This window comes from Komagataeibacter swingsii (genome assembly GCF_003207895.1).
GTDB classification, from domain to species: Bacteria; Pseudomonadota; Alphaproteobacteria; order Acetobacterales; family Acetobacteraceae; genus Komagataeibacter; species Komagataeibacter swingsii.
Genome location: NZ_NKUB01000018.1, coordinates 1 through 14,759 on the forward strand (window position 1 = coordinate 1; position 14,759 = coordinate 14,759).

The following is a 14,759-nucleotide window of genomic DNA, read 5'->3' on the forward strand; positions in this document are numbered from 1 at the left end:
AAACGCATCGGCTCACTCATCAAAGGCTTCTCACCACAGGAATGTGCCAACTACCTCAAAAACTCAGGATATGCATCAACCTAATCACAGAATGCTCTAGTGACCGCTCCAACCTTGACGGCCCGTATTTCCTCAGCACTTACGCCTTTCCGCTGGTATCGCAGTATCCCGGCGCATGGTCGGGGCGTGGTGACGGGATTGCAGATGGTCACATCCTCCACGATCGCGCCGATCCATGCGCAGGCCAGCACGCCGTACAGTGTGATGCCGGTCTGGATGGTGCTGACCAGTCCCGCTTCCATCAGCACCAGGGCGATGGCCACGTTGAATATGACATAGAACACCCGGCCCGGATGGGTATTGGGTATGGGGCAGGCGTGTGATCTCGTGGCGGAGGACGTGCGGGCCTACATCACCATCTGAGCATCAGGAACGGATCGATATGCCCAAGGGCGTTCGCCATCGGGCAGGCGGCATGATGTGCGGCCTGCCGTTGGGCCATGCTGGCAACGGGGGAACAGGCCGTGGGCACGCCGGAGGCGGGGCGGGACTTTTGGCACGCTTGAATATTTTCGAAGGTTAGCCTGATCAGTTGCTGCGGCACATGCCATCCAGCAGCACATCCAGCGCGGCCGGGATCGGCGCTGGCCCGACCTTTTCTTCAAGCAGTTGATGACTGATCGCCAGCATGGCCAGGCCATGCACCTGCGCCCAGCCTGCCGCTGCCTGCGCGCTTATGGCAACTGGCCGGAAGCTTCCGTCGCGCTGTCCCTTTTCCAGAAGCCCCAGCAGAATCCCGAAGGTATTCATGGCCGCGTCATGGAGCGACGGATCTATTGTCTTGTCGGCATCGGAACTGAACATCAGCCGATAAAGGCCGGGATTTTGACAGGCAAACCCGATACAGGCCTGCGCCGCCGCCATGAATTGCGCGCGCGTGGACGGCAGATCGGGGGACATTGCCTCTGTCATGGCCTCCCCAAGCCTGTTGAAGCCGATCCGGGCCAGTTCGCGCAGCAGCATTTCGCGATCCCGGAAATGCTTGTAGGGTGCTGCATGACTGACACCCGTGCGCCGCGCCACTTCCCGCAGGGTGAAGGCCCAGTTCTGGTCCGTGGCCAGCATGTCCAGCGCCGTGTCGATCAGGGCGCGGCGCAGGTCGCCGTGATGGTAGGGGCGGTCCTTGGTTTCACTCATTCGTGAGGTCCATGTTTACACAAGAAACTTTTGTTGACACCAGATCGTCATGCTCCATACCCTGCCTGTATAAGTTTCTCCTGTAAACATGGAGGGCGCGATGTCCGATGTTACCGCCATTGAACTGCACAGTATTCTCGACCGGCAGCGTGCCACGTTCCTGAATGCAGGGCCACCGGCCCTGAAACAGCGCCGGACCGACCTGCGCCGCCTGAAAGCCGAGATCCTGAAGCGGCGGACGGACATCCTGCGCGCCCTGAAAACGGATTTCGGCCAGCGCTCGGAACGCGAAAGCGCGATTGTGGAACTGATTCCGCTGGTGCAGTCGATCAACTACATGATCGCGCATCTGGGGCACTGGATGAAACCGCAGCGCCGCCACGTCTCGGCCTATTTCCAGTGCGGTCGTGCCTGGGTGGTTCGGCAGCCGGTGGGTGTCGTGGGCATGATCGCGCCGTGGAACTACCCGGTCTCGCTTGCCCTCGTGCCGCTGGCCACAGCCGTTGCGGCTGGCAACCGGGCCATGCTCAAACCGTCGGAATTCACGCCGGCTACATCGGCGGTGATCGGCGAAATCGTCCGGGCCATCTTTCCGCCAGAGCAGGTTGCTGTCGTCACGGGAGGTGGCGAAGTGGGCGCTGCGTTCTCGGCCCTGCCGTTCGATCATATCCTGTTTACCGGCAGCACGGCGGTTGGAAAGAAGGTGGCTGAGGCGGCCGCGCGCAATCTGACCCCGGTCACGCTTGAACTGGGCGGCAAGTCTCCCGTAGTGATCGCCCCCGGTTTTGCCATGCGGCGGGTGGCGGATCGCGTGGCATTCGGCAAGCTAACCAATGCCGGGCAGACCTGCATCGCGCCGGATTACGTGCTGGTGCATGAAGACGACAGGGACGCTTTTGCCGCAGTCTATCAGGACGCCGTGAAAAAGCTGCATCCAGGTGGTTACGCGGGGTCGCCTGATTATACGGCCATTCTCAACACGCATCATTACGAGCGCCTGAGCAGTCTGATCGACAATGCCGCAGCACAGGGTGCGCAGGTTATCCGGTTGGGGACTGATTCAGCTCCGGATCACGTCCTGGCCCCCGTGCTGCTGCTGGATGTGACACCGCAGATGGCAGTCATGCAGGAGGAGATTTTCGGACCCGTCCTGCCTGTGCTGACCTACCGCACGCTGGATGAAGCGATTGCCTTCATCAACGCCCGTCCCCGGCCTCTGGCCCTGTATTATTTTGGCGACAACCGTGCTGAACGCGACAGGGTGTTGAAGAACACGGTTTCAGGAAACGTGACGATCAACGGTACATTGATGCATTATGTGCAGGATGACCTGCCATTCGGCGGCGTGGGGGACAGTGGCATCGGGGCGTATCATGGAAAGGAAGGCTTCATCGCGCTCACGCATGCCCGTGGCGTGTACCGACAGGGGCGTTTCAATGCGGCAACGCTGCTTCAGCCGCCTTTCGGCAAACTTGCCGATGCCATCATAAATCTGATCCTGCGATGACGACGCGCATTCTGCTTATCGGTGGCAGCGGCCTGATCGGGCATTTCGTTAATGAAAAGCTTGCGACACGGCCTGATACCGTCGTCACCAGCCTGACGCGTCGGAAATCATCTGGTGTCGATCACGTCATTGACTTCGAACGTCTGTGTGCAGCACCGGAGGCGACGTTACGGGCTGTAGCCCTAACTGGCGCTGACGTGGCGATTTCCTGCCTGGGCACGACAATTCGTGCCGCGGGATCGCAGGCGGCCATGTTCCGCGTCGATCACGAATACGTCCTTGCCTTCGCCACAGCGGCGCATGCGCTTGGCGCGCGCCGGTTCATTCTCGTATCTTCCGTGGGGGCGGGTGGTCCCGGTTTTTACCTCAGGACCAAGGGCGCGATCGAGCGCGACATCAGGGCACTCGGTTTCAGCCGCGTGGATATCCTGCGCCCCGGCATGCTGCTGGGCCACCGTGCACAGGCACGACCGATGGAGGCGATCGGGCAGCGGCTGGCGATGGTGCTGGCACCACTCATGGTCGGCAGGCTGGCCAGATATGGCGCGATTGACGCGGAAACCGTCGCAGAGGCGATTGTGGCGCTGGTGCGGCAGACGGGTGATGGATGCCGGACATATGACAATGCGGACCTGCGCCGCATCGTCAGTCAGGCTGCCAGACCATGTTGATGCGGGCGCGATGTCCATGCCAGTTCGGTGGTGGTCTGGCCATTTGCGCCCAAGTTTGCCCTTGTAGTGTTCATGTTGCCGTCAGATTTGGTAACAGACCATATATTGATCCTCAATCGGACTTCTTTTCATATGGGCAACAGGCCGCGCCTGCCTTTCCCGTAACGCGCACATCATGGCGGCGTAGGGCATGAAGCGTGCGTGGCGTGGTTTGTGGTTCTGGCGGCGTATGATAATATCCCCCTGAGTCAGGCATTGCAGGGGTAATGGAATAATGGAAAGCAGCCGGCCTTTGTCCCTGAAGGAAAAGATGGCCTATGGCTGTGGTGATGCCGCCTCCAACATGATGTGGGGCATGACGTCATCCTACCTGATGTATTATTACACGGATATTTATGGCCTGCCGCTTGTTGCCGTATCGTGGATACTGCTGGTAGCCCGTGTTGTTGACGCCTTCTGTGATCCGGCCATCGGCTATATTATTGACCGCATAGGTGGGGTGGTCGTGCCGCGCCTGATCCGCGCCCTTGCCATTCCCTTCGGCGTAACGGGATTCCTGTGCTTTCTGGCCCTGCCGCTTTCGCCCACGGGAAAGGTCCTGTGGGCGGGGCTGACTTATATTGTGTTCGGTGCGATCTATTCCTGCATCAACACGCCCTATGGTGCGCTGGCGGTCATGATCAGCCGTTCCGCAACACCGCGGGTTGACCTGAATGCCTTCCGCATGATGGGCTGCCAGGCCGGATCGCTGCTCGTCGCGTTGCTGACCATTCCCGCCATTACCTGGCTGGGTGGGGGCGAAAGCGCGGCGCAGCATCAGTATGGCATGGCGGTGTATGTGCTGGTCCTGTCGGTTCTTGGTGGTTTTTTATGGCTGTGCGTGGCGCATGGCTGCACCGTGCGGCATCCGCCAGCCCCCGTGCGGCGGGATCTGGTGGTCACGGTGCGGCTTCTCTGCCAGAACCGGCGGTGGGTGCTGAGCAACCTGCTTGCGTTCTTCTATTTCGTGGGGCAGGCGGCCCTGTTCGGGTTTGCCCTGTATTACGCCCGTGTCATTCTTGGCGGCACGGAGCAGGTGGGGGCCAATATCATTACCTTTGTCACCGTGCTGCTGTTTGCGGGCGTGCCCGCATGCCTTCCCCTTGCCAGACGCCTGGGGACCGTGCGCAGTGGGATCATATGCCTGATCGCGCAGGGCGCCGCCTATCTGGCGATGGCTGTAGCAGGGGCGTCCATGACAGGTTTTTTCCTGTCGGTATCCCTTCTGGCGCTGGCGCAGGGCGTGATGTCCCCCCTATATTATACCCTGCTGGCGCAGGCCGTGGATGATGGTGATCCGCATGCCTCCACCGGGTCGGCAGGTCTTGCCTATTCGATCAATACATGGGTCACGAAACTGGCGATGGGCCTGACCGGCTTTGTCCTGGCGCAATTCCTGTCGCTGGGTCATTACGTCGAGAACGGCGTGACACAGCCACCGGCTCTGTCATTGTGGGTTACGGCGGGATTTGTCTGGCTGCCGCTGGGGGCGGTCTGCATGCAGACCCTTTGCCTTCTGGCATGGCGTGACAGGGGCTGAGTATTCCGCTGGCGCGCTCATCAACTCCGCAAGGGTTGTGCCGGATTGCCCGCCACGCCACGGACTGTTCGTTCGGGCCTGCGTCCCGGCCCCCACGAGCATGCCGCCCGCATGCCTGTACTGACTGCCATCATGCGCGAATGGATGCAGGCTAGATGTTTAGTCCCAGGATTTGATGGTGCATTATTTTCATGAGAGTGGAAGGATGCGCTATGGGCCAGGTTCACCACGGATGCGCCACGACGACAGCGGCAGTCCGTCGAGCGATACAGCATAGTCAAGAAAGCCTGAGATCTCTGGCGAAACGCTACGGGGGCAACCCGAAGACGGTCGCCAATTGGAAGGGACGGCCCGATACAGCGGATCGGCACACTGGCCCGAAGGCTCCTCTTTCGACGGTCTTGTCGATCGAGGAGAAGGGCATCGTCGTGGCGTTCCGTCGCCATACATTATTGCCCCTGGACGACTGCCTTTACGCGCTACAGGCGACGATCCCGCGTCTGACGCGCTCTTCATTGCATCGTTGTCTTCAGCGCCATGGAATCAGCCGCCTGCCCGACACCGAGGGCGACAAGCCCAGGCGCTCGAAGTTCAAGACTTATCTGATCGGCTATTTTCATATCGACATCGCCGAAGTTCGCATTCGTCCAACTGCACGAGAAAGCAACACGTCGCGTTGCCGGTGACTTCCTGCGCACCCTCGCCGCTGCGGTTCCATACCGCATCCATACCGTGCTGACCGGCAACGGCATGCATTTCACCGATCCGACCGGCGACGGATGGACACCGGACGATATCAAAGCCATGCGGGCCGATGGCGTCCAGTTCCGTTGCCATTCTTTCGAAGTGGCCTGTGCCGACCTCGATATCGAGCATCGCCTGACAAAACCCCGACATCCGTGGACGAATGGCCAGGTCGAACGCATGAACCGGACGATCAAGGAGGCGACGGTCAAGCGCGTCTATTACGAAACGCATGACCAACTGTGCCAGCACCTCACCGATTTGGTCGCGGCCTCACCCCATATGAATTCATTTACCAGCAGTGGGAAAAAGAACCATCACGGTTCATACAAAATCCGCACCATCAAATCCTGGGACTAAACATCTAATATATGTCGTGAAACATAATTTTATAACAAAATTCAGAAATTTTCATTAAATTATAATGAAATTAATTCAGTTACTTATTTTTTATTAATATTATAAATAAAAATTATATTAAACGGATGTGTTTTTGTGGATCAGTCCCATTGCCGGTATGGGGGCATCACTCTGCAGAGCAATCTCGTTCAATAGGGTATATGATTTGAATTTATCACGTCGATGCGTGCAACTGCAGTTCTGAAGGGCAGATTCAGAATTCCTGTCTATTATAAAAACTGGATTGGCACGTTAGATATTTAGTCCCATGGATAATATTTTCGAATTTTTAAGTATCGAATATTCAATACAGTTGCATCTGTCATTACTATTATAGCGTATAGATCAGTATGATATTTTCATATTGCCGGATCAGATTGCCACATGACTGCGGATTATATCTGCATCAAGCGTTTCGGTCGGTCCGGATGCGACAACCTGTCCACGATCCAGAACAATCACTGACTGCGCCAGGGCAAAAGCAAATTCGAAATACTGTTCCACCAGCAGGATCGCCATTTCGCCGCTTTCTCTCAATCGATCGATGACGTGGCCAATATCCTTGATAATGCTGGGCTGAATGCCTTCGGTCGGTTCATCAAGAACAAGTAGTCGAGGGCGGATGACCAGGGCACGGGCAATGGCAAGCTGTTGCTGTTGGCCACCGGACAGGTCACCGCCCTGCCGATTGAGCATCTGGGCCAGAACCGGAAAGGTCTCAAAAATGGCATCCGGTATTTTACGCTGCCCACGTGGCAGCAGGCCAAAGCCTGTCTCGAGATTTTCGCGTACTGTCAATAAAGGAAAAATATCGCGTCCCTGTGGAACGGTGGCGATGCCGCGTCGGGCGCGTTCATAGGCGGGCAGGCGGGTGATGTCCTCGCCTTCCCATTCAATCCGCCCTGACGAGACGGCATGCATGCCCGTAACGGCCCGCAGCACGGTTGTCTTGCCCACCCCGTTGCGACCCAGCAGGCAGGTGACCTGCCCGACACGTGCTTCCAGCGAGACGCCACGTAGCGCGATGGCCGCCCCATAATGAAGACGGATGTCCCTGACCCTGAGCATGCCGTTTTTCCTTACCGTCCCAGATATACGTCAATAACCCGCGGATCGGCACTGACTTCGTCAAGCGGTCCCTCAGCTAGAACCGAACCCTCATGAAGAACCGTCACACTCACATTGAGGGCACGGACAAATTCCATGTCATGTTCAACCACCACCACGCTGCGCGTGCGGTTTATATCGCGCAACAGGTCAGCGGTCGCCATTGTTTCGGCATCTGTCATGCCGGCAACCGGTTCATCCACCAGCAGAAGTTGCGGTTCCTGACCCAGAAGCATGCCAATTTCCAGCCACTGTTTCTGCCCATGGCTGAGACTGCCCGCCTGTTCTTCCGCCCGGGCCGCAAGGCGGGTGGTTTCCAGAAGCGCCCTTATGCGGAACGTCTCGACTTCCGTTTTCTTGGCAAAAAGCAGGGAGAAAGGTGAACGTAATCCTTTTAGTGACAAAAGCAGGTTATCGCGTACGCTCAGCGCTTCGAATACGGTTGGTTTCTGGAATTTGCGTCCGATCCCAAGACGGGCAATGGCAGGTTCATCAAGCCTTGTCAGATCGCGTCCCTCAAACCGCACGATGCCGGTATCAGGGCGGGTCTTGCCCGTGATGATGTCCATCATGGTCGTCTTGCCCGCGCCGTTGGGGCCGATGATCGCCCGCATTTCTCCCGGCTGCAGACTTAAAGACAGGTCATTGATGGCCCGGAAACCATCAAAACTGACCGAAACGTTGCGAAGTTCAAGCAGTGGGGATGCATTCATGATTCGGCGTCCCCTTCCGTCTGGGTCACTTCGGGTGTGACCTCGGCACGCCGTCGCATGACCTGGTGGCCTAGTCCCATCAGTCCTTCCGGCAGAAAGAGCGTTGTCAGAATGAAAAGCAGCCCCAGCCCATAAAGCCATGCTTCGGGTAACCATGCGGTCAGAAGCGTCTTGCCAAAATTGACAAGAACGGCGCCGATAACCGCCCCACAGATCGTACCCCGGCCGCCGACGGCGACCCAGATGACAGATTCGATCGAATTGGCAGGGGCGAATTCACCGGGGTTGATGATCCCGACCTGAATGACATATAGCGCGCCACCCAGTGCTGCGATCATGGCGGAAACCACCCAGACCAGCAGCTTGACCTGTTCAGGCCGGTAGCCAAGGAAACGCGTGCGGCTTTCCGCATCCCGCACGGCAATCAGCAGCCGTCCAAACCGCCCACTAACCAGCCAGCGTGCGCCAATCATGGTGCCTGCCAGTAGCAGGGCGCTGAATACAAGCATGGTCGCGCGCGTTGTCTGGCTGTGAAGGTCAAAGCCAAGGATATCCTTGAAATCCGTCAGGCCATTATTGCCGCCAAAGCCCAGCCCGTTCTGGAAAAATGCTAGCATGAGCGCGTATGTCAGGGCCTGGGTAACGATCGACAGATAGACGCCGCTCACCCGTGAACGGAATGCAAGCCAGCCGAACAGGCCAGCCAGAATGCCCGGCACAAGGAAAACAAGCACGATCGCCATAAGGATATGGTTGCTGCCCCACCAGTACCACGGAAGTGATTTCCATGACAGGAACACCATGAAATCAGGCAGGTCGGGATTGCCATACACGCCCCGTGTTCCGATCTCACGCGTCAGGTACATCCCCATCGCGTAACCGCCCAGCGCGAAGAACGCCGCATGGCCCAGTGTCAGGATCCCCGCGAAACCCCATACCAGATCGACCGCGACCGCCAGCATGGCATAGGCAAGGTATTTCCCGACCAGCGTGACAATGAACGGCGATACGGATAGCGGGTTTGAATCGGGCAGCAGGCTGCCGAGGGAAAGAAATCCAGCCACGATCACCACCATGCAGGCAATACGCGGCACGTTGCGAAAGCCGAACCCAGCCGTCACGATTCAATCCCCCGTCCCCGCAGCGGGAACATGCCGCGCGGGCAACGCTGGATAAACACAATAACCAGAACGAGAAGCAGTATCTTGCCCGATACGGCCCCCAGCAGGGGTTCAAGCGTCTTGCCGCCAATGCCCAGCGTCATGGCGGCGGCCAGTGTGCCCCACAGGTTGCCTACGCCACCGAATACCACGACCAGAAAACTGTCAATGATATAACCCTGTCCCAGATTGGGGCTGACATTATCGATCTGGCTGACGGCAACGCCCGCCAATCCAGCCACACCGGACCCCAATGCGAAGGTCAGCGCATCAACCCGGGCCGTACGGATACCCATGAGTGTCGCCATGCGCCGGTTCTGTGTTACGGCGCGCATTTCAAGGCCAAGCGCGGTACGACGGAGTACGAGCATCAGTGCAACCATCACTGCGGCTGCGAACAGCATGATCGCCAGCCGGTTCATGGTGATTGTCATTCCTCCCAACTGAAAAGCGCCCGAAAGCCAGCCGGGGGTCGAGACCGCCACATTTGTCGACCCGAAGACCGAGCGCACAGCCTGCTGGATGATCAGGGAAAGCCCCCATGTCGCCAGCAGGGTTTCCAGCGGGCGACCATACAGGAAACGGATCAGGCTGCGTTCAATCAGGACACCGATCGCAGAGCAGACCACAAAAGCCGCTGGCGCGGCCAGAACCAGCGTGAATCCCGACAGGCCAGGCGCTACGGCCAGCACGCCTTTCTGGACCAGATAGGTGGTATAGGCCCCAAGCATGACCAGTTCACCGTGCGCCATGTTGATGACGCCCATGACCCCAAAGGTAATGGCAAGACCCATCGCCACCAGAAGCAGGACGGAGCCGAGGCTGAGGCCATAAAATGCCTGCTGGCCCAGCGCCCAGATCTTTTCACGTCGGTCGATGGAGGCCATGGCATGACGGGCGGCGTCGCGAGCCTGCGTGGGTGCGGTTTCATTACCAGCGAACCCGGCCAGCACGGCACGGGATGTCAGGCCACCCTGCGCCCGCAGGCTCGCCACCGCCGCCAGCAATGTCGCCGGATTGCTGACCGGGGCGCCTGGACTGAGTATGATCGCCGCTTTTGCACGCTTCAATGTGGCATCCAGCGCTGCATCATGTGATGTATCAAGTGCATGATCGACAAGCAGAAGCAGCGCAGGATCGGGATGTTCCGCAAGACGCGATGCCGCTGCAAGTCGCTGTGCAGGCGTTCCGGTCACCAGCGCCTGTCCGGCCTGGACTTCGGCAAGGGCCAAGCGCACACGGTTGTTGACCCGCACCGGATGCACCTGGTTCGGATCGGGACTGGCTGGGATGCCTGTTCGCACGTCACGCCAGCCATCGCCATCATGGATATAAAGCGCGTGGCCGTCATTACCGGCAAACAGGTGATGTGACGCAAGCGCCTTCAGCGTATCGTGGGCCTGCGGTGTCTCCTGTGAACCGATCTGGGCAATGCTGGCCGCGATTACGTCAAAATGGGTTGAGGCCAGGCCGCTATAGGCATCGGGTGCAGGTGTAACAGCAACAACCGGGGCCGGGGCGGCAGGCTGGTCGGCCTGCCGTTGGATGGCGGACGGCGTGTCCGTTTGCGCCTGCACGGGCGATACGGCCATGTAGCCTGATGCCGTCAGGATTATGGTCGCAAGCGCAAGACGCCACCGAATGTCACGCATGGCGCGTGCCAAGACAGGCTTTCTTTGCTGTATCATAGTTGCCGCAGGAGATGGGTGCGCGCCAGTCCCCGGTCAGGTTGCGTGTTTCCGGAACATAAGGTGACCATGCCTGAGCAGGAATTTCCTGGGGGGTCTGCCAGACGACATTGAACTGTCCGTCGTCCTGAATCTCCCCGATATAGACAGGTTTGGTAATGTGATGATTGGGCAGGACCTCGGCAATGCCGCCTGTCAGGTTGGGCTGTTTCAGCCCGACCATTGCCGCGATGACCTTATCATGATCGGTGGTACCGGTCTTCTCGACCGCCTGAACCCAGAGATTGAAGCCGATGTAATGGGCCTCCATCGGATCATTGGTGACCCGTTTGGGGGACTTGGTGAACGTGTGCCAGGCATTGATGAAGGCTTTGTTGGCGGGGGTATCGATGCTTTCGAAATAATTCCATGCCGCAAGTTGCCCCACCAGCGGTTTCGTATCCATGCCTGCCAGTTCTTCCTCCCCTACGCTGAATGCCATGACGGGAATATCGGTCGCGGCGATGCCCTGTGCGCCGAGTTCCTTGTAAAACGGCACGTTTGCATCGCCATTGATGGTGGAGATGACAGCGGTTTTCTTGCCTGCCGAACCGAAGGCCTTGATCTGCGATACGGTGGTCTGCCAGTCTGATTGGCCAAAGGGCATGTAGCTGACCATTACATCAGCGTCGGCAATGCCTTTCTGTTTCAGATATGCCTGCAGGATCTGGTTGGTCGTGCGCGGATAGACGTAGTCCGTGCCAATCAAGGCAAAGCGCCGGGCGGATCCGCCATCCTCGCCCAACAGGTAGTCAACTGCGGGAATGGCCTGCTGGTTGGGGGCTGCCCCCATGTAGAAGACGTTCCGGCTGCATTCCTGTCCTTCATACTGCACGGGGTAGAACAGGATGCCGTTCAGTTCCTCGAACACCGGGAGGACGGCCTTGCGCGATACGCTTGTCCAGCAGCCAAAAACCGCCGCGACCTTGTCCACGGCAAGAAGCTGCCGGGCCTTTTCCGTATAAAGTGGCCAGTTGGAAGCGGGATCGACCACCACCGCTTCCAGCGGGCGGCCGCCGACGCCACCCTTTTTGTTCTGCAGGTCAACCAGCATCAGGATCACGTCTTTCAGCGTTGTTTCGCTGATTGCCATGGTGCCGGAAAGGGAATGGAGGACACCGATGCGGATTGGCTCACCCGTCGGGGCGGCCGCGCGTGCCGTCTTGCCGCCGACAAGCATCGCCGCAGACGCTGCAAGGCTGAACCGGGCAAAATCGCGGCGGGAAACGCACATTGTCGGGTCTGTCATCTGATCCATTCCATTAGAATAACGGAGGCATTTGTCCCTTATCCGCAACGTGTTGGCCATACGTAATCTTGCGTAGGGTGAAGCCTTTGTGGAAACCGAAAAAAGTGATTGTTGTCTATACGCTAATTCCGTTTTGTTCAAAAATTACGCGCGCAGGTTCCAGTTCCACCTCATGGCGTTTCCACCGCGCCAGGGCATCACGATAGATGGGGCGGCGCACCTGTGCCGCGCTTGGTGTGGAGACGGGGGCAGCGTTGGTGTGGAAGGCAAGACACTCTTCCGACCAGGGCAGCCCGCAATGAGCAAGCAGACGGCGCGTGGCGCCTTCCTGGTCTTCCACAATATCCTCATAGCGGATTTCGAGTACACGACCGGGAATGGCCTTTTGCCACAACCGCATCAGCCGATCGAAACGGACATAATATCGTGCAATGTCTTCAATGCAGTAACTATAGTCATAGTAGCGTGATGTCGTGGCGAACAGATTCTTGAAATTGCTTAATACGGTATCCATCGGATGGCGACGAAGGCATATGAGGCGCGCCCGGGGCAGGGCGCGGGCAATCAGCCCCGCATATATGAAATTGCCCGGGAATTTATCGCTGAAACGGGGACTGTCCTTCGGTACGTGGGGATGCGCACGTTCCAGATAGGCCTGTCCGATGGCGCCCAGATCCCGACCTGCCGTATGGGCCACCGTTTCAGGGTCGAGCACCATGCGGGTGCGCACGCGTGATGCGATCTTGACAGCAATCGGAAACGCCTGAAGTTCGCCTGCACTGGCTATGTCGGGATGGGAAGAAAGAATGCGATCCACCAGGGTTGTGCCCGTGCGGGGCATGCCCATGACAAAAACGGGTGCCGCATCGGGTGGATTGCTGACGGGGGCTTGAGCGAAGAGAGACCAGTTTTTTTCAATCGCATCAAAGATGGCGGCATCCCGGTCAAAGCTGTAAGGCAGGTTTTTCCTGTGTTCGGCATTGGCATTCCGCAACGCACGGAAGGATGCCTGCGTATCTCCCAGATCCTCCAGTTCCTTGGATAGGGCATAGCCGAGCAACAGCCGGTCTTCCGGGGTGCGCGTGGCCCCGTGGGCAGCGTTCAGGCGCGGCACATGGTTGTTTTCGGCCGTCTGGCGACGCAGGCGCGACAGGGCATGATGAGCACGCGCATGGCCCGGCGCGCTGGCAAGCAGCCTTTCAAACGCTTGTTCCGCTTCCTTGACGCGTCCGACAAAGCTTAACGCCACGGCAAGATTGTAGAGAAACTGCTCATGGCGCGGCTTGCCCTGCACGGCAGCTTCGAAATGCGGGACGGAAGCGGCGTGTTCACCTAGTCGGGCATAGGCGCAACCAATCGTGTCCCGTGTCAGGGGATCGGATTTTTCCCCAGCTTCCAGGCAGCCTTCCGCGTCACGCAGCGCAGCCGCCGCATCGGCGTCACGCCGCAAAAGCAGGAGGCAGCGCGCAAGTTGCGCAAAGAACTCGGCAGAGCGTCCCAATGTTACCGCCTGTTCCATATGCGCCGCGCCGGGCCGGATATTGCCCAGGGTCACTTCGCTCAGTCCAAGCAGGAAATGGGCTTCCGCCCGATCCGGTTCACGGGCGATGATCATGGCCGCAATATTACGTGCCTGAACCGGATTGCCACGTGAAAGGGCATATCGGGCCTGGCGGACATTGCCCATCACAATGCCGCCACTAGTCCAAATATCGAGGCAATCCTGTCAATCATCCAGAAAGCTCCCAGTGAACCGGCGGCATACAAAAGAAGGCTGCGTGTCTGTTGCGATACGCCGATGGAGCGGCATAGCCAGAAGGTTGTCTCAACAATGGCGACAAAGATCAACTGTCCGATCTCGACGCCAATGTTGAAGCTGACCAGAGCTACAAGCCGTTCGTGCGGTGCGACGCCAATTTCCTTTAGCGCATCGGCAAAGCCCAGACCATGCAGCAGCCCAAAGCTTCCTACCACAAAGGCGTAGCGTGCAAGGGGAAATGCTGCAGTCACGGGGCGGTGGGCCGCCAGTATGCCTTCTTGTGCCATGAACATGATCGACAGGGCGATTACCGCTTCGACCGGCGGTTCAGGCACGTTCACGACATGCAGAAAAGACAGTACCAGCGATATGGAATGGCCGATGGTAAAGGTCGTGATAAGCAGCAGCAGACGTGATCCACCCGTCAGCATGCACAGGCACAGTACGAAGGTAAGGTGGTCCCATCCCGTCAGGATATGCATGATGCCGTGATCGAGATAGGCGCGCGCCGCAGCGATCAGGGAACGTTCCACAGGCATGCCCATGGCCACAGGCAGGATGGCGCGCCCGGCTTCAAGTTCCAGTGGATGGCGGGCATGATCGGCGCTGAGGGCGCTCTGGAATCTTGCCCCATCCAGACGCCAGGGGGTGCCGATCCGGTCATTTTCTGTCAGTGGTCGGTCACAGTGCAGCGAAATGGCGATGCCCAGGCGGCCACCAGATCCCGTTTCTTCCCGTTGTGTTTCCGCACATCCGGCGGGAAGAGTCAGGGGATCGGGTGTCATTACGGTCCGGGGCAGATCAACGGTCAGGACATAGGTTCCTGCCGTAGCGCCACGTGTGAAGCTGAAATCCCCTGCGTTGAATACATCCGCCTTTGCCACGCCTGTCAGCGTAAGGAGAACGGCCGCCACGAATGCAAGGTTCAGGGCAAGGGCAGAAATCCG

At 58.5% G+C, this 14,759-nt stretch carries 11 protein-coding genes and 2 pseudogenes; 5 read left to right on the forward strand and 8 right to left on the reverse strand.

All coding sequences use genetic code 11. From position 1 onward, the window contains the following. Nucleotides 1-98: 98 nt before the first annotated feature. A pseudogene (locus tag CFR76_RS18465) lies at nt 99-200 on the forward strand (porin); the annotation flags it as partial. Between the two features lie 388 nt (nt 201-588). On the opposite strand, the gene CFR76_RS12455 reads toward CFR76_RS18465, so the two are convergent. Then, entirely contained in the window at nt 589-1,197 is a 609-nt protein-coding gene (locus CFR76_RS12455; protein WP_110557331.1) for a TetR/AcrR family transcriptional regulator, read from the reverse strand. A gap of 100 nt (nt 1,198-1,297) precedes the next feature. On the opposite strand from CFR76_RS12455, the gene CFR76_RS12460 reads away from it, so the two are divergent. The 4 genes and pseudogenes from CFR76_RS12460 to CFR76_RS12480 all read left to right on the forward strand — a co-directional run bounded on the left by CFR76_RS12460 (nt 1,298) and on the right by CFR76_RS12480 (nt 6,066). Then, nucleotides 1,298-2,704 carry a coniferyl aldehyde dehydrogenase gene (locus tag CFR76_RS12460; protein WP_110557332.1) on the forward strand — a complete coding sequence of 469 codons (1,407 nt, stop codon included), beginning with the start codon at nt 1,298-1,300 and terminating at the stop codon, nt 2,702-2,704. Beyond that, the gene (locus CFR76_RS12465) at nt 2,701-3,375 is read left to right on the forward strand and encodes an NAD(P)H-binding protein (RefSeq protein ID WP_110557333.1); all 675 of its coding nucleotides are present in this window, start codon (nt 2,701-2,703) and stop codon (nt 3,373-3,375) included. Before CFR76_RS12460 ends, CFR76_RS12465 begins: the two co-directional genes overlap by 4 nt. 274 nt (nt 3,376-3,649) lie before the next feature. After that, a complete protein-coding gene (locus CFR76_RS12470) occupies nt 3,650-4,954 on the forward strand; it encodes an MFS transporter (RefSeq protein ID WP_110557334.1) in 1,305 nt (434 codons plus the stop codon). A gap of 212 nt (nt 4,955-5,166) precedes the next feature. Beyond that, a pseudogene (locus CFR76_RS12480) lies at nt 5,167-6,066 on the forward strand (integrase core domain-containing protein). Between the two features lie 403 nt (nt 6,067-6,469). On the opposite strand, the gene urtE reads toward CFR76_RS12480, so the two are convergent. The 7 genes from urtE to CFR76_RS12515 all read right to left on the reverse strand — a co-directional run bounded on the left by urtE (nt 6,470) and on the right by CFR76_RS12515 (nt 14,726). Further along, nucleotides 6,470-7,165 (reverse strand): urea ABC transporter ATP-binding subunit UrtE, encoded by a 696-nt coding sequence (urtE, locus tag CFR76_RS12485; RefSeq protein ID WP_110557335.1) that lies wholly within the window; start codon nt 7,163-7,165, stop codon nt 6,470-6,472. Between the two features lie 11 nt (nt 7,166-7,176). Continuing rightward, on the reverse strand, nt 7,177-7,917 hold the full coding sequence (urtD, locus tag CFR76_RS12490) for an urea ABC transporter ATP-binding protein UrtD (RefSeq protein ID WP_110557336.1): 741 nt from the start codon (nt 7,915-7,917) through the stop codon (nt 7,177-7,179). Continuing rightward, on the reverse strand, nt 7,914-8,993 hold the full coding sequence (gene urtC, locus CFR76_RS12495) for an urea ABC transporter permease subunit UrtC (RefSeq protein ID WP_110557370.1): 1,080 nt from the start codon (nt 8,991-8,993) through the stop codon (nt 7,914-7,916). The genes urtD and urtC overlap by 4 nt, the downstream gene beginning before the upstream one ends. A gap of 41 nt (nt 8,994-9,034) precedes the next feature. Continuing rightward, entirely contained in the window at nt 9,035-10,729 is a 1,695-nt protein-coding gene (urtB, locus tag CFR76_RS12500) for an urea ABC transporter permease subunit UrtB (RefSeq protein ID WP_110557337.1), read from the reverse strand. Next, nucleotides 10,722-12,053, reverse strand: a complete 1,332-nt coding sequence (gene urtA / locus CFR76_RS12505; RefSeq protein ID WP_110557369.1) for an urea ABC transporter substrate-binding protein — start codon at nt 12,051-12,053, stop codon at nt 10,722-10,724. Before urtA ends, urtB begins: the two co-directional genes overlap by 8 nt. A gap of 115 nt (nt 12,054-12,168) precedes the next feature. Further along, entirely contained in the window at nt 12,169-13,740 is a 1,572-nt protein-coding gene (locus tag CFR76_RS12510; RefSeq protein WP_110557371.1) for a tetratricopeptide repeat-containing sulfotransferase family protein, read from the reverse strand. Further along, nucleotides 13,740-14,726: a HupE/UreJ family protein gene (locus tag CFR76_RS12515; RefSeq protein ID WP_167402130.1), complete on the reverse strand. Its 987-nt coding sequence runs from the start codon at nt 14,724-14,726 to the stop codon at nt 13,740-13,742. Before CFR76_RS12515 ends, CFR76_RS12510 begins: the two co-directional genes overlap by 1 nt. Between the last annotated feature and the right edge of the window lie 33 nt (nt 14,727-14,759).

Coding starts and splice junctions, on each gene's coding strand:
- CFR76_RS12455 (WP_110557331.1), bottom strand. CDS start 1,197: ATGAGTGAAACCAAGGACCGCCCCTACCATCACGGCGACCTGCGCCGC.
- CFR76_RS12460 (WP_110557332.1), top strand. CDS start 1,298: ATGTCCGATGTTACCGCCATTGAACTGCACAGTATTCTCGACCGGCAG.
- CFR76_RS12465 (WP_110557333.1), top strand. CDS start 2,701: ATGACGACGCGCATTCTGCTTATCGGTGGCAGCGGCCTGATCGGGCAT.
- CFR76_RS12470 (WP_110557334.1), top strand. CDS start 3,650: ATGGAAAGCAGCCGGCCTTTGTCCCTGAAGGAAAAGATGGCCTATGGC.
- urtE (WP_110557335.1), bottom strand. CDS start 7,165: ATGCTCAGGGTCAGGGACATCCGTCTTCATTATGGGGCGGCCATCGCG.
- urtD (WP_110557336.1), bottom strand. CDS start 7,917: ATGAATGCATCCCCACTGCTTGAACTTCGCAACGTTTCGGTCAGTTTT.
- urtC (WP_110557370.1), bottom strand. CDS start 8,993: ATGGTGGTGATCGTGGCTGGATTTCTTTCCCTCGGCAGCCTGCTGCCC.
- urtB (WP_110557337.1), bottom strand. CDS start 10,729: ATGCGTGACATTCGGTGGCGTCTTGCGCTTGCGACCATAATCCTGACG.
- urtA (WP_110557369.1), bottom strand. CDS start 12,053: ATGACAGACCCGACAATGTGCGTTTCCCGCCGCGATTTTGCCCGGTTC.
- CFR76_RS12510 (WP_110557371.1), bottom strand. CDS start 13,740: ATGGGCAATGTCCGCCAGGCCCGATATGCCCTTTCACGTGGCAATCCG.